Genomic DNA, 22,266 nt, shown 5'->3' with positions numbered 1-22,266 from the left:
GTGGGAGCCGCCCACATATCCTCTTGCGCTGCAGGAAAGCGAACTGCCAAGCTGGGCGAGGCCCGCTGCGGGGCAGCCATTTCGAAGGGCGTCCATGTCACGGCAACACGCTGCTCCGCTGATAATCTCGGCCGACGGCCACTCGATTTCGACGGTTAGGCGGCTGGGCCTGGGTGCTGGCGGCCATGATCTCGACGAGGCCTCGATCCAGGAGATCGTCCATCGTCATCCTGCATGCCTCCCGATCGCCGAGATCGATCCGCTGTTCGTCGATCCGGTTCCGATCTGCCGTGAGCTGGTCACCCCGGCGGGAGCCATTGATAATCTGCTCCTCACGGCATCGGGCCTCCCTGTCCTTGTGGAATGCAAGCTGTGGCGGAACCCGGAAGGGCGCCGGGAGGTGGTGGGGCAGATCCTTGATTACTCGAAAGAACTCACCCGCTGGTCGGCCTCGGACCTGCAGCGCGAGGTCAGCCGGAGGCTGAAGCGCTCCGGGAATGTCATGCTGGAGCTTCTGCGCGAGGCCGGGCACGAGGTTGACGAGATCAGCTTCAATGACGCCCTCACCCACAACCTGCGGCGTGGCCGCTTCCTGCTACTGATCGTCGGGGACGGCATCAGGGAAGGCGTCGAGGCGATCAGCGAATACCTTCAGGTGCATGCCGGCCTTCACTTCACTCTCGGTCTCGTCGAGTTGCCCATCTATGCCGCTCCCGACGGGTCCCGGATCATTGCACCGAGAGTGCTGGCCCGCACGCAGACAATTGTGCGGACTGTCGTCGCCGTGCCCGAGAGAATGTCCGTCGCAGAAGACGAAGAGGACGACGCGGACTCCGGAGCACTGCCGGAGACGCCTGAGCGGCGAGCAGGACGCGAGAGGCGCAATGCGCTCCGGAAGGCCTTCTGGTCGGACTTTCTCGAGGGACTCAGGCTCGACGATCCCGATCAGATGAAGCCTCCTCCTTCACTTGGGGGCCATGTGGTCTTAAAGCTCGGCGCACCCGGCGGTTCGAGCTGGATTACGGTGTTCCGCGACGCCCGCGGCAATTCGGTCGGTCTCGCCCTTTCCGGCAACGCCGGCTCCGTCGGAGAGCGGGCGGCGCAGGCACTTGCTGATCAGGCTTCGGAAATAAGGGCAGAGCTCGGGCCGGGCGCGACGATCGATTTCTCAGGCGAGAAGCCCGTCGTGTCCGAACGGTTCGAGGTTCCTGATATCGAAAGCGATGACGGACGGGCGAAAGCACTCGCCTGGCTCCAGGATCGGACGAACGCCTTCGTGAACACCTTGCGCCCGCGCATCAGGTCGGCGTTGCGTGAGCTTGCCGAGACCTCATCCCAGATCTGACGCACTTGCCGAGCGGCTGCCTGCGATATCTGCCTGGGAGGCGGCCAGGGCTGATGTGCGGATCGGGCAGTGCGAGCCCGGAGCGGGCGCCCCCTTGGTGGGTCTGATCGGACAAGAACCGACGGGCAGATGCACCCTTGTGTAGTGTTGCCATCCGCCTAGTCTCGCCGGGGCAGCATCTCTTGCTGCGCGCTGAGGAACAGGGGCACACGGATTGAGCGACACTCACCACCTGTTCGTCGATCTTTACGCCTATCGCCAGCGCGAGAAAAGGAATCCGCTCGAGGACTGGCTGACCGAATGCCTTGCTGCCACAATCCGCGCCCTTCCCGGCAAACAGAAGGGCGCGTTGCTGACCCGGCTTTCGGGAACCAGGATCGATGATCCGCAGAGGTTCTCTGCCGCACACCGGATTGAGGTCATCACCCAGTATCCCGCAGGCGAAGCCGGGCGGCCGGACATGCTCATTCTTCTCGACGGCCAGCCATGGATCCTGTTCGAGAACAAGGTCAGCCACGGCGTATCGGTACATACTGACGAAGACGGAACGCAGAGCCACCAGTTGCGGAGGTATGCCGGCTGGCTGAGCGACCGGGGGAAGCACTGTGCCCTTGCGCCGGCGATCGTCTTTGTCACGCACATCACGCCTCCACCCGAGGATTTCCGGAAACGGGACGCCACAGGTCTGTATCGCGGCCTGTTCCCCACGCACACTTCATGGGGTGCGCTTGGCCGCGAGATATCGAAGCTGGTCGCTGATCTTCCTCAGGATCATCACGCAAGCGTACTCGCCAGCGCCTTCCTGACCTTTCTGGAGGAGAACAACATGAGCAATGAATTTCCGCCCTCCTCTGCTTTTGCCGCAGCCGAGCTGTACGTTACTCAGGCGGAGACGCTCGAGAATCTGGTCGATCGGATGTGGCATCAGGTCAGGAGCATTGCCAGCTTCGGCAAGACGGCTGACTACCAGCTGAAAGCATTGACTGACGAAGGCTCCGTCAGCGCATGGCGCTATGTTGCACCTGGTCCCGCGAGCCCAGACCGATCCTCCTATCTCCAGACGGGCATCTGGTATCCTGAAGCTGGGCTGTGGTTCGATGCAGAGGATATCGGCCGGGATCTGCGTGGCGCTCACGCATATCTGTTCTTCGGCAACAATTCGGACGGCATGTTCAGTGCGGTCACGGAGGAGCTAGCGGGGTTCGTACGGCCCACGAGTGATTTCCTGGCAATGAAGGCAATCGCAGACTTCTCGAGCGACCCGCAATCGCGCGGCGAGGAGATCATCAGCTGGATTGCTGATCGCAGCCGCGTGCTGAAAACCTGTCTCACCGCCCATCAGCTGATCGCCTGAGTTTCGGGCAGCTGGCATCTCCGACCCGGAAAATCACAAGAGGCACCGAGAGAATGAAAGCAGGACTGCTTTCCCAGTATTTCGCCGGCGTGGGCGTGAAGAGCCTTACCGGCACCGAGGTTGATCCGGCAGTATCGCGCGGGCACGAGTTTCAGGGTGTCGACAGCTTCAGGGCATTTCTCGGAACGCCGGCGGACAAGATCCGGGTGCCGGTAAAATATGTGTGGCTGTCCGACGAGGAGCCGCCGCTTGTACTGCCATTGTCCGGCACCTGGTACGACAGCCGGCGCGGCAAGGGGCACCGTGGCCCGGAGTACCGCCTCTACTATCCGGCGGCCGCCGAGGAGGTCGTCTACCGTGCCAGGCAGGGCGACACGCTCTTCCTCTGCATGGGCAAGGACGAGTCGCTGCTCGCCCTGCTCTGCGCAAGCGACAGCTCGATCGAGCAGCAGCTTCTCTGGCTCTTCGGGCTCGACCTCGCCGGCAAGGACCTTGTCCAGCGCGACCTGCGGCAGGAAGACGGGCGCGTTCTCGACCTGGCCGCCCGCTACGTGCTCGAGCTGGCCGACGTCGAGGTCGTCGCAGACGCGGACGAGTGGCTGGAGCGGTTGCTGAAAGCGTTCCCCGGGGGGTTGCCGCCCACGCGGAGATTTTCCGCCTTCGCGCGCGACCTCGCAGCCGAAGTCGATCCGCTGGCCAATCCCGATCAGGCACTGCTGACGTGGATGGACATCGAGGAGCGGCTGTTCATGACCTATGAGCGCCACATCGTCGGCGAGCGCCTGCGGCAGGGCTTTGTTGCCGACGGCATTGCCGATGTGGACGGGTTCGTCCGCTACTCGCTCGAGGTCCAGAACCGGCGCAAGTCGAGGGCGGGCTATGCGCTGGGTCACCATGTGGAGGCGCTGCTCGAGGCGCATGCGATCCCGCACAAGCGCGAGGCAACGACCGAGAAGCGCAACGGGCCTGACTTCCTGTTCCCGAGCGAAGCGCGCTATCACGATATGCACTGGCCCGAGGACCGGCTGCTGATGCTGGGCGTGAAAACCAGCTGCAAGGATCGCTGGCGTCAGGTGCTGGCGGAAGCCGACCGCATCGAGCGCAAGCACCTGCTGACGCTCGAGCCCGGCATATCGCAGACCCAGACCGACGAGATGCGCAAGGAGAAGCTGCAGCTGGTCCTGCCGCGCCCGCTCCACGGCTCGTACCGGCCGGCACAACAGGCCGAGCTCGCCGGGGTGGGCGACTTCCTCGAACTTGCCAGAGCAGTCGGAGCGGAGGCGCAAGGTCCGCTCACGCTATTGTGACGGGTTGTCCTCCGCGTCCGGCGGCAATGCAGCCGCCACCCGCCGGTGAACGCCGATGCTGCAATAGCGCTCCTCACCCCTGAGAAAGCTGTCGCACGCCGCGAGCACCTCCTCGAGCGGCCGGCGCTCGCGTCCTTTCAGCGTGCATTCCCATACCTCCGCTACGCGCCAGCCCTCTGCGCGGAGCTGTTCCAGAACCCTGGCATCGCGCCGGATGTTCGCGCCGATCTTCTCGCGCCAGAATTCCGCGCGCGTTTTCGGCCATTTGAACAGATGGCAGTCATGACCGTGCCAGAAGCAGCCATTGGCGAAGATCAGCGCCTTGCGGCCCGGGAAGACCAGATCGGGCTTTCCGGCAATGGTGCGCCCGTGAAGGCGGTAGCGCCATCCCAGCCCATGCAGTCCCTTCCTGAGCAGCATCTCGGGGCGTGTGTCCCTGCCCCGGATGCCGGCCATCATCCGGCTGCGGACTTCCGGCGCGACGACATCAGGCAACCTTGCGCTGCCGCACCGGATCGTTCTGGAGCTCGAGCGCCTTTCTGAGCCACGGCTCCATATAGCGCGCGATCGCTTCGACCTTGGGCACGGCGACCGCATTGCCGAACTGGCGGTAGGCCTGGGTGTCGGAAACCTTCTCGGGAATGAACCACTTCCGTGACCCGTGCTCGAAGCCCATCAGGCGCGCGCACTCGGTCGGGGTCAGCCGGCGCGGCCGCGTTCCCTTCTGCTCGATCAGGATCTCGGAACCGTCCTTGTGGTAGCGCGCCGACAGCGTCCGGGTGACGTCGTCAGGCCCGAACATGCTGTACCCGAAGCCGTTCCCCTTGCCTTCGTGCTTGCGGCGATAGTCCTGCAGATACTGCCAGAGCCGCGGCGTCAGCGTGTACTTCGAGTCGATCTCGTTATGTGACTGCAGGATCGATCCGAGCGTCGGCCACTCGGCCTCGGGTGGCAGCGCCCGATCGAACTCGTCAAAGCTGAAGCCGACGTCCTCGCGGAAGCCGACGATGAAGATGCGCTCGCGCTTCTGCGGGACCCAGGGCGCCGAGCTGATGATCCTGAAGTCGATCGTGTAGCCGAGCTCTTTCTCCAGCGTCCGCCGGATAACCGCGAAGGTGCGGCCGCCGTCGTGCCGCTGGAGGTGCTTCACATTCTCGAGCAGGAAGGCGGCCGGGCGATGGTAGCGCAGGATGCTCTCGATCTCGAAGAAGAGGTTGCCCTGCTTCTCGTCGTCGAAGCCGTGCTTGCGCCCCAGCGAGTTCTTCTTGGAGACGCCGGCGAGCGAGAAGGGCTGGCACGGAAAGCCGGCGAGCAGCACATCGAAGTCGGGAATGAGCGACGGCTTTGCGCCATAGGGGCGGATGTCACCGGCCATGACATGGTCGTCGCCGTCCGGGAAATTGCGCCGGTACGTCTCCTGCGACCACTTGTCCCATTCGCTTGTGAAGACGCACTTCCCGCCTAATGCCTCGAAACCGAGGCGAAGCCCGCCGATGCCGGCGAACAGATCGATGAAGCGGAAGGCGGGTGTCGCGGCGCGTTGCGTCATCCTCGCCGACGCCAGCTGCCGCACCCGATCCTCGACCAACTTGGGCACCTTGCACTCGCCGGAAAGATAGCGCCGGATCTGACGCTCGGTCAGCCCGAGTTCGTCCTCGGCCTCCGGCATCGACAGTCCCGAGCGCCTGAAATCTCCCGCAAAACCGCAGCCTGCATCGCTCATCCATATACTCCTGTCGAAATGCCCGGCCCGCCTCTGGGTCGATTTCGGACAGGATGGCAGCCGGATTCCCGAGAGGCAAGTCTGTTCTACAGATGTTCGCATTTTTCTGCGCCACTCAGCGGCCGCTTATCCGCCGGCTCCGACCGGGCTCCCCGACGCTCGGCGCATGACAGGCTGAAGGGGGTGCGCGGCGCCTCGACATAAGAATTACCCCCAATCGCGGAGTTTTGCCTGGCTCAAACAGTTTTCGCTGTGCGGTTGCAGGAATTCGACTTGAGCGAAGATGGGATTGGTAACGGTTTTTCTTCACAGCTTTTTTTCCTGTTGTGTTCTCCTGTCGGGAACGACAGTTTCGGTCGGGGGGAAGGATGCCGGGGGAAGTCGCCACACCGAGGATGGGCAAGCTGCGGCGCGCGCTCACGCTCGTGCACCTGCTGGCGGAGTCAGGCGAGGGCCTGACTCTGGACGAGATCGCGCAGGCGCTCGACGTCAACCGGCGCACCGCCGAGCGCCTGCGCGACGCATTGCGCGATGAATTCGATATCGAGGAGCGCGTCGATGACCGGACCAAGCGCTTCTTTATCCGTGACCGTCTCGGCAGGGCCTATACGCGGCCAAACGCCGAGGAGGTCGCCGCTCTCGAGATCGAGGTCGCCGCCAGGCGAGCGGAAGGTGCCGGGCACGCGGAGGCGTTGGAGCGGCTGCTCCACAAGGTGAAGTCGGCACTCGACGACCGGGAGAAGCGACGGCTGGCGCCGGACCTCGATGCACTGGTTCGTTTGCAGCGGAGCCGGATCGTGGCCGGACCGCTGCTTGATGCCTCTCCCGAAACGTTGGGCATCATCCAGGGCGCCATTCTTGCCGGTCAATGCGTCGAGTTCGACTATACGACCGAGGGCGCACCCGCCCCGGCCTGGCGCAGGGTCGTACCGCACGGACTGTTGCACGGACCCACAACCTATCTGATCGGCAAGATGCCGGACCGGGAGCAGGAGCCGGTCTTCTTCCGCGTCGACCGGATGAGCGCTGTCCGGATTTCGGAGCGTGCCGGCTGTGCGCCGGACGACTGGAATCTCGATGCGTGGCTCGCCCGCAGCTTCGGCATCTGGCGTGAGGAGCATCACGACATCCTGCTGCGTGTGGCGCCCGCGGCTGTCGCGCGCGCGCGTGCATGGCGCTTCCATCCCGGCCAGAGTTTCGAGGAAGATGGAGACGAGCTGCTGGTGCGCTTCCGCGCCGGAGGCCTGCGGGAGGTTGCCGAGCATCTATTCACATGGGGTGGCGACATCCGGATCGAGGCGCCCGAGGCGCTGCGGGCGGTGATGCGCGAGCGGGTGCTGCTCGCGCTGGGCTCGATCTGATGCATACGACCGGATCTGTCGCATCGATGGCCCAAAGCGAGCATGCTCCACCCGAATCGGAGCTGGCCACCGGCACGGGCGTGCGGCCGGACACAGGTGTGAGGGAAGAAGCGGTGCCGGACGACAGGATTTCCCGCATGAAGACAGCCGATGCGACGCCGCATGCCGCATCCCTGATCCAGAGCCTGCGGGATATCGGCTATTCGTGCGAGACGGCGCTCGCGGACATCCTCGACAACTCGATCACCGCCGGCGCGAAGCGGATCGAGATCCTTACCGATCTGTCCGCGGCCGATGCCGCGATTGGTATCCTCGACAATGGCAGCGGCATGACGCCGGAGCAGCTCGTCGAGGCGATGCGTCCCGGATCGCGCAATCCTCTGGAGGACCGGGACACCGACGACCTCGGACGCTTCGGCCTCGGGCTCAAGAGCGCCAGCTTCTCCCAGTGCAGGCGCCTGACGGTGCTCACGCGCAAGGCAGGCGTAGCGGCAGGTGCAACCTGGGATCTCGAACTGGTCGCCCGGACCAATCGCTGGGAGATCGAGCTTCACGACACGCTGGACGGCCAGCCCTGGGCAGACCGTCTCGAGGCGGACGGGACGCTTGTGATCTGGCGTGATCTCGACCGCCTCGGCGGCGGAATCGAGGGCAACGATGCCGGCCGGGCTGCCCATATCAACCGCGCGATCGCGCAGGCCGAGCGGCACCTCCGGCTCGTCTTCCACCGGTTCATGTCGGAAGACCGGCCTCCGCTCGAGCTGTGGCTCAACGGCCGCCGCCTCGAGCCGGTCGATCCGTTCGGCAGAAGCTTCGCGGGCCATCAGGCGGACCGTGTCGACCGCCTCGACATGGCCTGCGGCTCTGTCGAGTTCCAGTGCTTCACGCTGCCCCATCACAAGTCCGTCACGCGGGCCGAATGGGAGGACCTCGGCGGACCTGAGGGGCACCTCCGCTCGCAGGGCTTCTACGTCTATCGCGGCCGGCGCCTCATCATCACCGGCAGCTGGCTCGGTCTCGCGCGTCAGACCGAGCTGACCAAGCTGTGCCGGATCCGCGTCGACATCCCGAATACGATGGATGCTGAGTGGAAGATCGACGTCAAGAAGGCCTCGGCACAGCTTCCCCCCGCAGTCAGGGAGCGGATGCGCAATCTGGTCGAGCGGCTGTCGCTTACCTCGAAACGTACCTACCAGCGGCGCGGCCAGAAGCTCGTCGATCATGAATACATGCCGCTGTGGCACCGCATCCAGCGCGACGGCGCGATCATCTACCGTCCGGATGCCAGCCATCCCGTCCTTGCCGATTTCAGCGCCCGCCTGCCGGCCGACCTGCAGAATGAGTTCGCCAACATCGTGGGAGTGCTCGGCTCGACCGTGCCTATCGCGTCGCTCCACGCGGATTTCGCCGGCTCGGCGGAGGAGGTGCAGGCCGACGATCCCGATGATGCGGTGCTGCGCCAGCTCGCGGGAGCGATGGTCCGGATGCTGAAGGAGCAGGGGCAGACGACCGACGAGATCCTCGACCGGCTTCATCCGATCGAGCTGTTCAGGACCAACTGGGACGCGGCCAGCGCCGTGATCCGCGAGATTGCAGAGCAGGGAGAAGGTGAATGAGTGAGGCCCTCGAGCTCCTCGAGGAGACGGTGTCGCCGATGGTACTTCGCGAGAAGGACCGAACGGCCGCCAGCATTCGCGCGATGATCGACCAGATGCGCGCCCTTCCGATGTTCGGCGAGGTCTCGGACGAGCAGGCCGAGCGGCTCGCCCGCCTGCTGGAGGAGCGTAACGGCATTCACATGGGCGTCGGTGCGATTGTCGATACGCCCGAGTTCCGCCCATGGCTGCACGACGCGCGTGCGCGGATCGATCCGCATTACTGGAGCCGGTACAAGAAGCTCCTCCAGTCGAAGAAGCTGCCCGCCGACGTGATCACCTCCACCGACACGATCACCGACAGCATCCTCGATCGCATGGGCAATCCCGAGGAGCCCGGGCCATGGGACCGCAAGGGCATGGTCGTCGGCCATGTCCAGAGCGGCAAGACCCAGAACTATACGGGTCTGATCTGCAAGGCTGCCGACGCGGGCTACCGGCTCATCGTCGTCATCGCGGGCATCCACAACAACCTGCGCAACCAGACCCAGATGCGGATCGACGAGGGGTTCGTCGGGCGCGATACCGGCCGTCTCGAGAAGAAGGATACCAGGGACAGGCCGCGCGTCATCGGCGTCGGAAAGTTCGATGGCCGCAAGGCGCCGGTCAGTCTCACCACCACACTGAAGGACTTCAACCGGGCGACCGCGACGACCAACACCAGCCAGATCGCGTCCTATGCCGTGCCGGTCGTACTCGTGATCAAGAAGAACTCGGCGACCCTCGCCAATCTGGTCGACTGGCTCAAGGAGCACAGCACGACGCACGGCACCGACATGGTCGACCAGCCGATGCTGCTGATCGACGACGAGGCCGACAATGCCTCGATCGACATCAAGTACGGCAAGGGCGAGACGTCGCGGATCAACGGCCAGATCCGCGAGCTCCTCGCGCTGTTCCGGCGCAGCTGCTATGTCGGCTACACAGCCACCCCGTTCGCCAATATCTTCATCGATCCCGATACCGATGATGAGGTCAGGGGGCAGGATCTGTTCCCGCGCCACTTCATCTTCGGCCTTGACGCCCCGACCAACTATTTCGGCGCACGCAAGGTGTTCATCGACGGAATTCCCGACGAGGAGGACCAGCGGCCCGATCACATCCGCTACATCACCGACAATGGCGACGTGCTCCCTGTGAAGCACAGGATCGATCATGCGCTGACCGCGCTGCCGGAAAGCATGCTCGACGCCCTGCGCTCCTTCCTTGTCGCACGGGTCATCCGCAACCTGCGGGGGCAGATCGCGCAGCATGCCTCTATGCTGGTCAACGCCTCACGCTTTACCGGCATCCAGGGCCTCATCCGCAACCGGCTTCACCAGAAGCTCAAGGAGATCGAGGATGCCGTCCGCGTCGATGGCGGCCGGCCGGAGGCGGCGGAATACAATGACGAGATCGGCGCGATCCATCGCTGCTGGGAAGAGGAATATGCCGACGCGGGCCCTGCCTGGGACGAGGTTCGCAAGGGCCTGCTTCCGGTTATCGCCTCGACGCAGGTCGTCGCCGTCAACGCGGCGTCTCCGGGGGGGCTCGACTATGAGGGTGGCGGCGCCGGGCAGACGGTGGTCGCGGTAGGCGGCTTCTCGCTGTCGCGCGGCCTCACGCTCGAAGGACTGACCATCTCCTACTTCCTGCGCAGCTCGGTGATGTACGACACGCTGATGCAGATGGGGCGCTGGTTCGGCTACCGGCCGGGTTACGAGGACCTCTGCCGCATCTGGATGCCGGTAGAGGCTGCATCCTGGTATGCCCATATCGGCGAGGCGACCGAGGAGCTTCAGCTCGAGCTCAAGCGCATGCAGCAGGCGAATGCCACCCCCGAGCAGTTTGGCCTGGCGGTCCGCAGCCACCCCAGCGCGCTGATGGTTACCGCACGCAACAAGATGGGCGCGGGACAGAAGCAGGTCATGGTAGGGCTGTCGAACAGCTTCATCGAGACGGTGAAGCTGTCGGCGGCGGCACGGGCGCTGCAGCTCAACCGGTCTGCCCGGGATCAGCTGCTCGAGGATATCGCTACCGAGGGGCACGGACCCGACAGCGCCGGGAAAGTCACCGGCGGGTACCTGCTTCGCGACGTGCCGTGGCAGCATGTCGACGCGTTCCTGCGCTCGTTCGAGAACGAGCGGGAATCGGTTCTCACCGACCCGCGCCCCGTCCGCCAGTACATCGCCGAACGCGCGCACGACGAGCTCGGCAAGTTTGACGTCCTCATCGCGAGCCTGCAACCGGGGCCCGACCGGACGCCTGTCAACATTGGCGGCTGGCCGGTCATCCCGCCGCAGCGCAGCCTCGGTGAGCAGGAGCTGAGACGCGGCGTTCTCGCGATCAGCGGCAAGAAGGCCCGGCTTTCATCCCGCGGCATCGAGAAGGTCGGGCTTGCGCCCGAGGTCGCCCGGCAGACCGAGGAAGCCTATGAGCGCGAGGAGCTCGCGACGAAGCAGGATGGCTCCGGCCGCGAGCGTCCGAACTATCCCGACCGAATCTATCGCGCGAAGCGGACACGCCCGTTGCTGGTGCTCTACAATATCGCCCTCAAAACCGAGGGCCTGCCCGAGGCACTTGTCGGCTCGGTGCCGCCCGAGCCCGTCGTCGCATGGGCATTGAGCTTTCCGGTCTCGGCGCGCCCCGACAGGAAGGTCGAGTATATCCTCAACCCAGTCGCCCTGCGCGAGCTGTTCGGCGACGAGGACAGCGACGAGGACAGTCTCGATGACTGAGCGCGACCCCTGGGCAGCGCTCTCGGCCGGCGCCGTGGATGCGCGACGCGTCGATCCCGACGGCAGACATGATTTCTTCTGGATTGTCTCCGGCAAGGCCGAGCCGGGGCTGTTGTTGCAGATCGCGCCCGGCGTCGCCGAGCCGAAGCCGTTACCGAAGCTTCGCAACCTCGAGATCAGATTCCAGGACGTAGCAGGGGGTCGGGCGCTCGTCCTGTTCCTGAAGGACGCCGATCAGCGGGAGCTGTTCCAGAGCCTGTGTCTCGATATCGTCCGCGCCGCCGAGCCGGGTACAGACAGCGCGGATGCGCTGATCAGGGCAGTGCGCCGGGCCATGCGCTGGCACCACCTTCTCCGCGGGGGGCGCAACGACCTGCTGAGCATCGAGGAGCAGCGCGGCCTGCTCGGCGAGCTGCAGTTCCTGCGACGTCTGATGGATCTGGTGGGGGCGCATTCCGCTGTCGATGCGTGGAAGGGACCTTCCGGCAGCTCGAAGGACTTCGAGCTCGATCGCTGTCTTGTCGAGGTGAAGGCACGCCGCGGCGCTGCGAAGCCCTTCGTCCAGATCTCCTCGGAGGACCAGCTCTCCGATGTCGACGGCTGCAGCCTGTATCTGGTGGTCTCCGCGGTCGACGCTGCGGTCAAGCCGGACGGCAGGACGCTCACCGACTACGTCCTCGAGCTTGAGAAACTGTACGCGGCGGCCGAACCCGAGGCGTACCGGCTCTGGGAGCAGGCGCTGATCGATGCCGGCTTCGATTTCGATGACGACTATTCGGACCGGCGCTGGACGCTGGGAAAGACTGCCGAATTCGAGGTTGCCGGAGACTTTCCGCGGATAACGCCACCGCTGAAGACCGGCGTCTCCGGCGTCCGGTACAGCATCGCGCTGGACGCATGTGCACCATTCCAGGTCGAGCCGGGCGTGCTCGAGGGGCTGATCATACGGGGACTGGGAAATGGAACAGCTGAATGAATTCCATCGCGAGTTTCTCGCGGAGGTTCAGGGCGAGGCCGACGCGCAGGGACTGATCACGACCGAGGCCTTCCTCGAGAAGATGGGCGAGATCCTCGACGAGGCCGGCGAGCTTTCCTCCTTCGCACAATGCTATCACGAGGGTGTTTTCAAACAGAAGCCGGTTCAGGTCGATGGGTTCGGGTGGGATGCGGACGATGAGGAAGGTGTCCTCAGTCTCGTAATCTCGGATTTTCATCGTCATGCCGAGCCGGGCTCTATCATGAAGGCGGAAGCAAACAGGCTTCTCGCACGGGTCGTGCAGTTTGTGATGGCCTCGCTGGACGCAGGCTATCGGGAAGGCCTCGAGGAGAGCAGTCAGGCATTTGCGCTGGCGGATCTGATCCGGCGATGCTGGAAGAAGATTACCAAGATCAAGCTGATCCTCGTCACCAACCGGATCTACAAATCGCGGACCGACGCCCAGTCGGTCGGCAGGATTGGCGAGATCCCCGTCACGTCGAATGTCTGGGACCTCGGGCGAATCCAGCGTTTCATCGAGGCCGGTCAGACGCGCGAGGACCTCGTGATCGACTTCGCCGAAGATTTCGGCGAGGCGATCCCGGTGCTGCGGGCCTCGTTCGATGGTGCACCCCTCGAAAGCTATATCGCAGTGATTCCGGGTACGCAGCTCGCGGCGATCTATGACCGCTGGGGTGCGCGCCTGCTCGAGGCGAACGTTCGCAGCTTTCTGCAGGCCCGAGGCAAGGTGAACGGGGGCATCCGGGATACGATCCGCAAGGATCCCGCGATGTTCTTCTCGTATAACAACGGCCTGACCACCACCGCCGAGAGCGTCGAGGTCGCCAGCATCGGGGAAGGCCTGTTCCTGATGTCGGCCTCGAACTTCCAGATCGTCAATGGTGGTCAGACGACCGCATCGATCCACGCCGCCCGCAAGCTTGCCGCCGAACAGCTTAAGGACGTCTACGTCCAGATGAAGTTGACGGTGGTGCCGCCGGAGCACTCCGAGACGGTCGTTCCGAACATCTCTCAATTCGCCAACAGCCAGAACAAGGTCAATGCGGCCGACTTCTTTGCCAACCATCCGTTTCATATCCGGATGGAGGAATATTCTCGCCGCATGCTCGCTCCCGCCGGGGAGAACGGCTATCGCGAGCACAAATGGTTTTATGAGCGCGCCAGGGGGCAATTCGCCGACGAAAGGGGGCGCCGGACGCCGGCGGAACGGAAAAGCTTTGATGCGATATTCCCGAAGAGTCAGTTCTTCACAAAGACAGATCTGGCAAAATTCGAGAATTCGTATCGCTGCAAACCGCATATCGTCAGCTACGGCGCGCAGAAGAACTTTGCCGAGCTCGCGAGGGCGATCGGTGAGGAGTGGGGCAAGAACGACGGAGCAGCGTTCGACGAGGCGTGGTTCCAGCGGCTGATCGCCAAGGCGATCATCTTCCGACACCTCGAGCGGATCATTCCCGCCCAGACCTGGTACACCGGCGGATACCGCGCGAACATCGTGACCTATGCGATCGCCAAGGTCGTGCACGATGCCGATGCGCGCGGACGCGTTCCTGACCTGGACGCGGTCTGGCGCCTGCAGCGCGTCCCGGCCGCGCTCGAGCAAGCCCTTCTCGCGGCAGCCGAGGCGGCGAACGAGGTGATCACCAACCCGCCGCCGGGCGTCCGGAACATGAGCGAGTGGGCAAAGAAGCAGGCGTGCTGGGCTAGACTAGCCAGTTGCAGTGTTGCCTATGACGCCAGTTTCGAAACCGTCACTATCGAGCGCGACGCATTGCGCGCCGTCGATCGCGACACCCGGGTCGCGAAGCGCCAGCTCAACGGAATCGAGGCGCAGCGCGAAGTGGTGAACCAGGGAGGCGAATACTGGTCGCAGCTTCTCGCTTTCGGCAAGTCGATCGGGAAGCTGGCGCCGAAGGAGGCCGGCATCCTCCAGGCGTGCACCTTGCTTCCGCGCCGCGTTCCGACCGAAAAGCAGTGCCTCGCGGCAGTGGCAATCGCGGACAGGCTCGAGCAGTATTACGACGCCGTCGCCTGACGTCGATCAGCTCGCCCATCCCGCTGTGGGCCCTTCCGCACATCTCCGGGGAGACCATCGCTTACGGTTCGCGATCTGTCCCCCGTCGTCTGCGCCGCCGCTGACCGGCGGTCGAGTCGTCCTGCACTGACGATTATCGCCGATCGCTGTAAACCGCAGCGAGTATGTCCGACACGGCCCGCAGCCGCCGGCGATGATATCGCTCAAGCAGCGAGGTCAGACTGCGACCGTCGCCATCCAGCAATCGGTCGCGTATTCCCTCGTGCTCCTCGACCAGGTTGTCGAATATCCGGAACTCCGCTCTGCGCAGCGGAGCGAGGCGGCCATTCAACTGCGCAATCGCCGCGACATGCTCGGCACTGCCGCTGGCACCGGCGATCTCGAGAAACAGCCGGTCCATCGCCTCGCCCGGGTCCATCTGGTCCACTGACAGGCGCTCCCGGGTTGCGGCAGGTCCGGCACGAAGGTTCCTCGTTGCGAGCGCCAGCAGCCTCGCACGCCAGCTATAGAGGTCGCGCAGGCCCGCTTCGGTCGGGAGGGGCACGCGAAAGCCATTGTGATTTGGTGCTTCCACGAGACGCTCGCCGGTGAGGCGATGCAGCGCGTCGCGCACCGGTGTGATGCTCGAGGCGATCTGTCTCCCGATGGCCGCAGGTTCGATCGGGCTCCCGGGTGGGAGCTCTCCCTCTGTGAGCATTCGCCTGAGCTCGGTGTAGACACGTTCGAAGGTCGCGCCGGGACTCATCGCCTACGCTCCGGCGCGCTGCCCGGCGACATGCGCCTCGATCAGCGCCTGCTGGTCGGGCCGAAGCGCATCGATCGCGCCGATAGTGCCGGCCGGTTTGTCCTGAAGCAGAACCGACGGGCATTGCCCCTCGTAATTGCCGAGATTGGGGCGGTGCTGGCGATAGCCGACCAGCTGGGCCAGCTCCTTCGGAAAGTGACGCGCCATCTCAGGCGGATAGGCGAGCCACTGGTTCTCATAGGGCTTGAGCCAGCCGAGACAGTAGCTGACGATCGCCCCGCGACGGACCGTAAAGCTGCGGTTGCCGCCGGCGCCATGCAGCGTCGAACCAAGAAAGAGCAGCGCGTCGCCCGGGTCGAGCTCGACCGCCACCGGCTGCGCGTCAGGGTCCGGCTCGAGCGCCTTGCACCCATGACTGTCCGGCCAGATCAGCGTGGTACCGTTGAGCTCCCGGTACGGCGTGAACGGCCACATCACGTTGAGCAGATACTCGGTCTCGCCGATCGCGCCCCGCCACATGTCCTGGTCCCGGTGGGGAAGCTGCGGCAGCGCGCCGGGGTGGAGCGCGATCGCTTGCGTCAGGTTGAGCTGCAGGCAGTCGCACCAAGGGCCGAGGACTTCGTTCGCGATCGCGAGGATGTCGGCATGCATGACCAGCTTTGCAGCGTGCGGGCTGCGCGCGAGCAGCCGGCCGAAGCGCCTGGTCCGCTCGCCATAGAAGCCGCCCTGGCAGAATGGTGTGTGCAAAAAGGCGTCGGCGAGGTCTGTGTCGAGATTCGCGATGGTGCTTCGGGGAAGCGCGTCCTTTATGATGGCATAGCCATGTTCGCGGAGCTGCCCGACGATGGTGCTCGCCGCATCTGCTTGTGCGGGATGCAGGGGGTGCGTCGCCATCATGCGGCCTCCGCTTCGAGGAAATGGCCCGGCGGCAGGATGCCGCTGGCGGCGAGCAGCGCGGGCGTTTCCGCAGTGATTTCAATTTTGAGGGCGCCGAGCGTCATCCCGTCGATGGTTTCGGGTTGACCGAGCGGCCTCGCGTCCCAGCCGAATTCGAGAATCTGGTCGAGCCAGCCCTGTTCGGCGACGCCGGTATAGGCCGTGATGCCGTGCTCGAGCGCATAGTGCGCAAGTCCGGTGACCAGCGCGTCACGCCACCGCCGCCGTTCGGCCGCGCGAAGGCTGCGATCGAGGCAGAAGCGCGTGATCTCGTAGGTGTGGGGGCCCGTTGGCGGAGCCTCTTCGCACAGATCGGCGAACAGCGTGTCGAGGATGTGCGGCCGGGTCGTCGGAAGCAGCCGTGCCGAGGCGAGATGGTTCTGCGCGCTGTCGGCGAGGATCAGATAGCGAGCGTGCGTGTCATCGAACTGGTCGATCTCATATTTGCCCGCGAGCACCGGCACGTCCCAGCCGAGCAGGTCGACGAACACGCGCTTCCTCGCTTCGAACATCGCGCGCATCACCGCATCGCTGGCGGTGCTGCGCTCGTCCTGTGTGAACAACATGGCTGGACTCCCCTGGTGGAGCCCGGATGCTCGGCGCGTCGCCCGGCAGTGACCACTCCCCAGAAATGGGGAGTTTACCGCTTCAGCGCATCGGTGAAGGTGAGTGCCCCGTCATAGAGGGCGTGGATCGCGAGTTGGGTCCGGTTGGTGACTCCGTAGCGGCTGCGGGCCTCCTTCATGTGCTGGATCGCCGTGTCATGCCCGATGCCGAGGATCTGCGAGGTCTCCCAGTCCGACTTGCCGCGCGCCGCCCAGTAGATGCAGTCGCGCTGACGGTCGCTGAGCCGCGGCCGGTCCTGGTCGGTACGCCTGACCCCCGAAAGGCGCCGGGCGCCCTCGAAGGCGGTGGCGCCGACGAACTGCGCGAGTGGCATCCATTCGGTGCGGAAGGTCCGCCCGTGCGCTGTGGCGAACGAGCAGGACCCCGCCGACTCGCCGGGTACGTGCGCGGGCACGGTGAACCCGTCCGCGAGGCCGACGCGCCGGGAGTGTGCAAGAATCTCCTCGTCACGCTTTGTAATGACGATGAGCTGCGGGAGCCTCGACCAGGGGAAGCCGACGCTGGTCAGATGGCTCGCGCGGTGCACAGGGTCCGACGGCCCGAGCCGCTCGGCGTCGAACCAGGCCTCCCATTCACCAGGGTAATTGTGGACCCGGATCGCGGGCTGCGGCGCCCGCGGAACGTCGACATGATGGGCCAGCGCATAATGCTGAAAGCCCATCTCGTGCGCGATCGCTTCGAGCAGTGTAGCGAGTTCGTCGATTGTCGCCGCGGTCTCGACCGCGAATGCAAATGCCTGAGCCGTCTTGAGGACCATGTGCCGCGCCATACCGTTGCGGGACGCGCCCCAAGCCGCAGCGTCCGAGCCTCAGCCGTGCCGGCTCCGCACGCGCCGCTTTCCCATCGGCGCAACGGACGGATCGATAAGGGTTTTCTGGTAATAGGTTCGCTGCGAAGGAGCAAATGCGTCTGTTATTTCTTGAGGCCAGGGTGCTGTTCAGCCTTGTTATCGTCTCTGGCTTCAGCCGGACGCGGCGATGGGGCCCGCGCCTGAAAGCCGTCCCGACTGGCGGGACAGCGCGCCCTATCGCGCGCTGATCGGCATCGATCGCGCCGGGCTCGCCTGGGAATGGCTTCGCCGCGACCCGGCCTACGCGGCGATGAGCGCCAGGCTGCGCGGTGGAGACGTCAGCGGCGACGCGCAACTCCAGATGGAGGCGGGCGCCCGGGCTTTCGGGCTGTGCTTTCGCCGAGGATGCTGCGCGGCCTGCGCCAGCGGCACGCCTCTTGTGGCATGCAGACCTCGATCCGTTCGTACTGCAGGTGCGGGCGATCCCGGCGGAAGGGTCGGATCCGGAGGCGATCGACCTTGCTCGCCTGGCGCGCTGGATGACGATCGTGCGCGGCGGAGAGCGTGAGCATGTCGCCTTGTCGGATGGCTGGCATCGCATCCGCATCGACGTGGTCGAAGGGACACTGGTTGAAGAAGGGCCCGCCCGGCTCGACTATCTTCTGTCGGGGCTGACCCGGGTCGATGCCCATGTCCTGACGCTCAGGCGCATGCTCGGGCTCTGGCACAGCGGCCGCTTCACCCGGACCCTGTATCCGGCCGAGCCGGGTCTGCCCCGACGCCTCGAGACGCTTCGTGTTGGCGATGCCCTTTCTGACGGCGCATCCTATCGTGAAATGGCGGTAGCCCTGTACGGCGAGGAGCGGGTTCGTGCCGAGTGGAAGGGGCGCTCGGATTTTCTCATGTCGCGCGTGAGGCGACGGACGGCCGAGGCTCGGGCGATGCAATCCGGGGGCTGGCGTGCGCTTCTGAAAGCGTGACGATCGGTACCGCATCCCACGAGTATCACCAGCCTCGCGCGCTCGCTATGAGGCCGGACAGGAACAGCGCACCGGAGACCCATCCAAGCATGGGCGCAAGCCACGCACAGCGATACCTGCGTCTTCTCGATGCCCTGAATTTCGCCTCAGCCCAACGCAGGCGCCGGCCTGTAATCGCGACCCGGCTCCAGTACGCATCCTGGTGACGCAGCAGTTCGGCGAGCCTTCCGTACATCTCCTGTACGACCATCGCGCCGAACATCGCGAAAATCACGCCAGCGCCGAACAGGATGACCGGCAGGATATGTCCTTTTGCTGCTTCCCGCGCGTTCAGGAATGCCGCGGCGCCGCCTCCGTTAAGAGCGAATAACGATGCGGTAAGCCATCGAGAAATGGTGCCATATTCCGTCGAGACAAACGCAGCCTGTTTGTCGATGCGTTCGGTAGCTCGCCTCGCTCGAAGAATGATGGGATTGTCCGACACTCCGCTCGAGGTGCCACTGGCACCATTGCTGCACAAGGGGCGGGTGGAAGCGCATCGCCGATATCTGGCCCGGATCTGCACAAAGAATTCAGACCTGCGGAACTAGAGTTGGATATGCTTTACGTCGCAGGGGCCAACGCCGAAGATGAAGGTTATGCGACTGTCACGCGTTGATCTCGGCTTGAGGCGTTTTGGTCTCCGCTCATAAGCGTAAGGCTCTGGATTGGGGGTGAGGGAATGAATACGAGCACGCCTCCAACAGCGCAGCCTGCCCGGAATCCGTCCGAAACCTGGCGACGAATCGTCGGGATCGGGGGGCTGGAGCCACGAGGACGTGATAGCGACTTTGTCGATCTGGTCCGAACGGCGCTTGATCCTGACGCGAGCACGATAGTCGAGGCGCTCGCGACATGTCCGAACAATGAGACGCTGGTGCGGGCCGTGTTCGGCGTCGTGGCGCCGTTCAGTGCGATGTCGCAGGACATTGTCGACTTCATGCGCAGGGCCGACGCGCGGCGAGGGAAGGCTTCGATACAGATCGCGATCGAAAACTCGATCGTCGGGCTCGAGCATCTCGAGGAATTTGCGAAGACTCTTCGGCAAGCCCCGGGTGTGACCGAGATTTGGGACGCGACGATCCAGGACGCGTTCGATCTGGCGAATGCAGCCGGAAGAAGCGTGCAAGGCCGGACATTGCCGTTGGATGTGAAAAGCTGGCTGGCTGCGTTCGCACGAGGCGAGTTTCGCGAACTCCCGCCCAGTCTTCACCCTGAACGCGTCGCCGCTGAACTGGGCGATCTGGCTTCGATCGCCGCTACCGCTCTCGCTACGCTGCGCTCCGTTATCCGCTTCAGGGAAGAGAAAAGCACGTTGCTCGCGAAGTACCGGCATCCTGATTTCGGTGGAGGCAGAGTTCGGGATCCGATTGCTGTTGCGATGGCCGAACATGATCTGGTCGGCCCTTTGATCGGCCTCCTCGGTCAGGCGGCGATGGAGGAGGATCATTCCGCCCTGGTAGCCGCCATTCGTCCTGTGTTCGCACGAATTCCGCGCCTGCCCGTGTCGACGACGGGCGAGTTGGCGACGCTCGAGAAGGTGCTGTCTCTGCCGGCCTGGAAGAAGCGCTTCGAATTGTACGCGGTCTGGATCGCCACACGCATCGCTGGCGCGGTCGAGCCGGAGCGCGTGGCAGTCCACACCGATGCGCAAGGTGCGCTTCCCTTCGCTTTCAAGGCGACCCATCTCGCGACAATCGAGAGCGCCGATGGCGAGAAGCGTCTGTGGGCAGAGCGTCGGGAGCGATGTGTCGACCCGATCGGCAAGAACCGCACCGGCCACGTTCAGCCTGACTATGGCTTGTGGTTTGGTCCGGAAGGAGCCGATCGCTGCGATCTGATCGTCGAGGTCAAACACTATAAGACGCCCGCGCTGACCACGTTCGGCGCTGCGCTGGTGGATTATGCCAAGGCTCACCCGCACGCGACGACGGTGCTGGTGAATTATGGGCCCGAGGCAGGCGTCGCAGACCATGAACGATGGTCGCATCACGGCGTTCTGCGTCGTTGTCACGAGATCGGCGATTTGACACCGTATAATCGCGTCGCGTGCGACGCGTTTCGGGAGTTGGTACGAGAAGCCGCCGGACCTGAACCGCACCCTCGGCTGCTCTTGCTTGATGTTTCGGGCTCGACTAGCGATGGAGACGGCGGGTTGCGGACAAGGAGCGTTGCGAGAAGCTGGCTCAGCGCTCCCGAGCAAGCCCACCTCAAGCGGGTAGTAGCAGCCTCGGAGGCGATCCAATGGGACCTGCCGCTGGTCGAGGCAGTGGCGAGGCTGGACAAACCCGTCGACGCAGCGGGCGGCGATCCTCTCGCCGTGGCGCAGGAGTTGTTGCACGGCGCAAAGCGCATTTGGATCGCGACTGATTCCTCAGGGGTGTCCGCATTCAAGACCGCCGGCTTTCGCCACTTTCGCCACCTTCGCCACATGACCGGCATCGATCTCGTCGAAGTCGGCAGCAGCTAACCTGAGTCGGGTGAGGCAGTACGAGGCAACTATCCGCGCGTGAGCCACAGGTGGCTTTGACCGGCGACCTCCGCTTGGGCCGCATTGGCCTCTCGGCCTTCGGAGCAGTCAGAATTGTGCGGACCTGCCAGGTTGGAACCCGCACCATGTCGAAAACGCGAGCCTTCTGCACGGCTCGTTGCGGAGCAAGGCGCAACCACCTCAGCCTGGGAGGCAAGACCAGTCGTCGAGCGACTTTGCGGCTGCCGCGGAGGTGAAGCCGCTGAGTCCCGGGTGCTTGAGGTTGGTCTTGGTGAGCCGCAGCGCTTCTGTCTGTGACATGATGTAGAAACGGTCGGCCGTCCGGTCGATGCCGGTCGGGCTCATGCCGAGGCGCACCAGCATATAGAATAGCCCGGGTGTGGGCTGCTTCGGCTTCACCATCCACGACCCCGGTTTGCACTTGCCCTTTACGTCCACAATGAAACTCGCGCCGCTGGGAGCCCGCACGACGAGGTCGGCGAGGGGCGCGTTCGGCCCCAGGGTCAGGCTGACAGAATAGCCGCGCCGGGTCAGCTCGCCCGCTGCCAGAAAGACCGCGGCCCATTCGGCCTCGTTCCGGGTCATGGTCATCTGTCCAGGCTAAAGGGCACCCGTTTAGGTTGCGTGAACCGTGGCCAGTGCCTCTCGACGCGGCAGGCGGGCGCCTCGCCGGCGATGCAGGACCGAGCGCAGGATCTGCGGTGCGCACACTGCGGCTGCAGGCAGCCACAGGGTTCGCGCGTCTTTATTCACCCGCGCAGCACACTTGCCTTGGACCTGGGGCACGGCGGCGGCTGGCCCCCTTGGCCCGCGTGCACGCCGCCGCGCCGGCGGTGTCGGCAAGAGTGCGTTCTTTGCTTTGCATCGCGTTGCCGCGACCGCGCTCTACGGCGCTTCGCGCCGCCGGGCCGCGGTGCGTCCCGGCCTGGCGGTGACGATCGCTGGCGCTTGTGCTGCGGTCGGTGCGCTTCGCGCTCCGGCTCTTTTGGTGGCCGATCCCGGATGCGCGGGATGGCCGGCGCGCCCTTCTGGGCCTGCTCGGGCGCGGCGCAACCCGTGGCTTCGCCTCGGGTCCTCCACTCTCGTTCCGGCCTGCGGTGCGCCCCGCCCTCAAGTCGCGGGCCCGTCCGGGCTTCCTCGCCGCCCACCCCGCTTTCCGGGGTC

At 64.8% G+C, this 22,266-nt stretch carries 18 protein-coding genes and 1 pseudogene; 11 read left to right on the top strand and 8 right to left on the bottom strand.

Annotation, left to right across the window (positions count from 1 at the left end; genetic code table 11):
- The first annotated feature begins 94 nt into the window (after positions 1 to 94).
- The 3 genes from FHR20_RS00405 (at position 95) to FHR20_RS00395 (ending at position 4,006) form a co-directional block, all read left to right on the top strand.
- Positions 95 to 1,345 carry a hypothetical protein gene (locus tag FHR20_RS00405; protein WP_167297741.1) on the top strand — a complete coding sequence of 417 codons (1,251 nt, stop codon included), beginning with the start codon at positions 95 to 97 and terminating at the stop codon, positions 1,343 to 1,345.
- Positions 1,346 to 1,559: 214 nt separating this feature from the next.
- Positions 1,560 to 2,699 (top strand): hypothetical protein, encoded by a 1,140-nt coding sequence (locus FHR20_RS00400; RefSeq protein WP_167297740.1) that lies wholly within the window; start codon positions 1,560 to 1,562, stop codon positions 2,697 to 2,699.
- A 53-nt stretch (positions 2,700 to 2,752) separates the two neighbouring features.
- A complete protein-coding gene (locus FHR20_RS00395; protein ID WP_167297739.1) occupies positions 2,753 to 4,006 on the top strand; it encodes a type II restriction endonuclease in 1,254 nt (417 codons plus the stop codon).
- Here FHR20_RS00395 and FHR20_RS00390 read toward each other — a convergent pair.
- Positions 3,998 to 4,501, bottom strand: coding sequence for a very short patch repair endonuclease (locus tag FHR20_RS00390; protein ID WP_167297738.1), 504 nt, complete (start codon positions 4,499 to 4,501; stop codon positions 3,998 to 4,000). The two genes, FHR20_RS00395 and FHR20_RS00390, sit on opposite strands and share 9 nt — an antisense overlap.
- Positions 4,494 to 5,729 (bottom strand): DNA (cytosine-5-)-methyltransferase, encoded by a 1,236-nt coding sequence (gene dcm, locus FHR20_RS00385; RefSeq protein WP_167297737.1) that lies wholly within the window; start codon positions 5,727 to 5,729, stop codon positions 4,494 to 4,496. Before dcm ends, FHR20_RS00390 begins: the two co-directional genes overlap by 8 nt.
- A 395-nt stretch (positions 5,730 to 6,124) precedes the next feature.
- On the opposite strand from dcm, the gene FHR20_RS00380 reads away from it, so the two are divergent.
- From FHR20_RS00380 to FHR20_RS00360, 5 genes are all read left to right on the top strand, one after another.
- Entirely contained in the window at positions 6,125 to 7,090 is a 966-nt protein-coding gene (locus FHR20_RS00380) for a helix-turn-helix transcriptional regulator (protein WP_167297736.1), read from the top strand.
- 137 nt (positions 7,091 to 7,227) lie between these two features.
- Positions 7,228 to 8,706 (top strand): ATP-binding protein, encoded by a 1,479-nt coding sequence (locus FHR20_RS00375; RefSeq protein ID WP_167299299.1) that lies wholly within the window; start codon positions 7,228 to 7,230, stop codon positions 8,704 to 8,706.
- Positions 8,703 to 11,462 (top strand): Z1 domain-containing protein, encoded by a 2,760-nt coding sequence (locus FHR20_RS00370; protein ID WP_167297735.1) that lies wholly within the window; start codon positions 8,703 to 8,705, stop codon positions 11,460 to 11,462. Before FHR20_RS00375 ends, FHR20_RS00370 begins: the two co-directional genes overlap by 4 nt.
- Positions 11,455 to 12,438, top strand: a complete 984-nt coding sequence (locus tag FHR20_RS00365) for a PD-(D/E)XK motif protein (protein ID WP_167297734.1) — start codon at positions 11,455 to 11,457, stop codon at positions 12,436 to 12,438. Before FHR20_RS00370 ends, FHR20_RS00365 begins: the two co-directional genes overlap by 8 nt.
- Positions 12,422 to 14,494, top strand: coding sequence for an AIPR family protein (locus FHR20_RS00360; RefSeq protein WP_167297733.1), 2,073 nt, complete (start codon positions 12,422 to 12,424; stop codon positions 14,492 to 14,494). Before FHR20_RS00365 ends, FHR20_RS00360 begins: the two co-directional genes overlap by 17 nt.
- 133 nt (positions 14,495 to 14,627) lie before the next feature.
- Here FHR20_RS00360 and FHR20_RS00355 read toward each other — a convergent pair whose 3' ends face one another.
- From FHR20_RS00355 to FHR20_RS00340, 4 genes are all read right to left on the bottom strand, one after another.
- On the bottom strand, positions 14,628 to 15,239 hold the full coding sequence (locus FHR20_RS00355) for a GntR family transcriptional regulator (protein ID WP_167297732.1): 612 nt from the start codon (positions 15,237 to 15,239) through the stop codon (positions 14,628 to 14,630).
- A 3-nt stretch (positions 15,240 to 15,242) separates the two neighbouring features.
- A complete protein-coding gene (locus FHR20_RS00350) occupies positions 15,243 to 16,133 on the bottom strand; it encodes a phytanoyl-CoA dioxygenase family protein (protein ID WP_167297731.1) in 891 nt (296 codons plus the stop codon).
- Entirely contained in the window at positions 16,133 to 16,741 is a 609-nt protein-coding gene (locus FHR20_RS00345; RefSeq protein WP_167297730.1) for an acyl-homoserine-lactone synthase, read from the bottom strand. Before FHR20_RS00345 ends, FHR20_RS00350 begins: the two co-directional genes overlap by 1 nt.
- A 74-nt stretch (positions 16,742 to 16,815) precedes the next feature.
- Positions 16,816 to 17,559, bottom strand: coding sequence for a LuxR family transcriptional regulator (locus tag FHR20_RS00340; protein WP_167297729.1), 744 nt, complete (start codon positions 17,557 to 17,559; stop codon positions 16,816 to 16,818).
- A gap of 220 nt (positions 17,560 to 17,779) precedes the next feature.
- Here FHR20_RS00340 and FHR20_RS23195 point away from each other — a divergent pair.
- A pseudogene (locus tag FHR20_RS23195) lies at positions 17,780 to 17,980 on the top strand (transcriptional regulator domain-containing protein); the annotation flags it as partial.
- A 49-nt stretch (positions 17,981 to 18,029) separates the two neighbouring features.
- The gene (locus tag FHR20_RS00335; protein ID WP_167297728.1) at positions 18,030 to 18,572 is read left to right on the top strand and encodes a DNA -binding domain-containing protein; all 543 of its coding nucleotides are present in this window, start codon (positions 18,030 to 18,032) and stop codon (positions 18,570 to 18,572) included.
- A 25-nt stretch (positions 18,573 to 18,597) separates the two neighbouring features.
- Here the strand turns inward: FHR20_RS00335 and FHR20_RS00330 are convergent, their stop codons facing one another.
- Positions 18,598 to 19,056: a hypothetical protein gene (locus FHR20_RS00330; RefSeq protein WP_167297727.1), complete on the bottom strand. Its 459-nt coding sequence runs from the start codon at positions 19,054 to 19,056 to the stop codon at positions 18,598 to 18,600.
- 237 nt (positions 19,057 to 19,293) lie between these two features.
- Here FHR20_RS00330 and FHR20_RS00325 point away from each other — a divergent pair, with 237 nt between their 5' ends.
- Positions 19,294 to 21,081, top strand: coding sequence for a hypothetical protein (locus tag FHR20_RS00325; RefSeq protein WP_167297726.1), 1,788 nt, complete (start codon positions 19,294 to 19,296; stop codon positions 21,079 to 21,081).
- A 201-nt stretch (positions 21,082 to 21,282) separates the two neighbouring features.
- Here the strand turns inward: FHR20_RS00325 and FHR20_RS00320 are convergent, their stop codons facing one another.
- The gene (locus FHR20_RS00320) at positions 21,283 to 21,687 is read right to left on the bottom strand and encodes a hypothetical protein (RefSeq protein ID WP_167297725.1); all 405 of its coding nucleotides are present in this window, start codon (positions 21,685 to 21,687) and stop codon (positions 21,283 to 21,285) included.
- Between the last annotated feature and the right edge of the window lie 579 nt (positions 21,688 to 22,266).

This window comes from Sphingomonas leidyi, assembly GCF_011761945.1.
Classification (GTDB): domain Bacteria; phylum Pseudomonadota; class Alphaproteobacteria; order Sphingomonadales; family Sphingomonadaceae; genus Sphingomonas; species Sphingomonas leidyi.
This window is presented reverse-complemented; position numbering and strand designations above follow the sequence as displayed.

What these genes read in the sequence shown, in the direction of transcription:
- FHR20_RS00405 (WP_167297741.1), top strand. Translation starts at nt 95, where the DNA reads ATGTCACGGCAACACGCTGCTCCGCTGATAATCTCGGCCGACGGCCAC.
- FHR20_RS00395 (WP_167297739.1), top strand. Translation starts at nt 2,753, where the DNA reads ATGAAAGCAGGACTGCTTTCCCAGTATTTCGCCGGCGTGGGCGTGAAG.
- dcm (WP_167297737.1), bottom strand. Translation starts at nt 5,729, where the DNA reads ATGAGCGATGCAGGCTGCGGTTTTGCGGGAGATTTCAGGCGCTCGGGA.
- FHR20_RS00380 (WP_167297736.1), top strand. Translation starts at nt 6,125, where the DNA reads ATGGGCAAGCTGCGGCGCGCGCTCACGCTCGTGCACCTGCTGGCGGAG.
- FHR20_RS00375 (WP_167299299.1), top strand. Translation starts at nt 7,228, where the DNA reads ATGAAGACAGCCGATGCGACGCCGCATGCCGCATCCCTGATCCAGAGC.
- FHR20_RS00370 (WP_167297735.1), top strand. Translation starts at nt 8,703, where the DNA reads ATGAGTGAGGCCCTCGAGCTCCTCGAGGAGACGGTGTCGCCGATGGTA.
- FHR20_RS00365 (WP_167297734.1), top strand. Translation starts at nt 11,455, where the DNA reads ATGACTGAGCGCGACCCCTGGGCAGCGCTCTCGGCCGGCGCCGTGGAT.
- FHR20_RS00360 (WP_167297733.1), top strand. Translation starts at nt 12,422, where the DNA reads ATGGAACAGCTGAATGAATTCCATCGCGAGTTTCTCGCGGAGGTTCAG.
- FHR20_RS00355 (WP_167297732.1), bottom strand. Translation starts at nt 15,239, where the DNA reads ATGAGTCCCGGCGCGACCTTCGAACGTGTCTACACCGAGCTCAGGCGA.
- FHR20_RS00350 (WP_167297731.1), bottom strand. Translation starts at nt 16,133, where the DNA reads ATGGCGACGCACCCCCTGCATCCCGCACAAGCAGATGCGGCGAGCACC.
- FHR20_RS00345 (WP_167297730.1), bottom strand. Translation starts at nt 16,741, where the DNA reads ATGTTGTTCACACAGGACGAGCGCAGCACCGCCAGCGATGCGGTGATG.
- FHR20_RS00340 (WP_167297729.1), bottom strand. Translation starts at nt 17,559, where the DNA reads ATGGTCCTCAAGACGGCTCAGGCATTTGCATTCGCGGTCGAGACCGCG.
- FHR20_RS00325 (WP_167297726.1), top strand. Translation starts at nt 19,294, where the DNA reads ATGAATACGAGCACGCCTCCAACAGCGCAGCCTGCCCGGAATCCGTCC.
- FHR20_RS00320 (WP_167297725.1), bottom strand. Translation starts at nt 21,687, where the DNA reads ATGACCCGGAACGAGGCCGAATGGGCCGCGGTCTTTCTGGCAGCGGGC.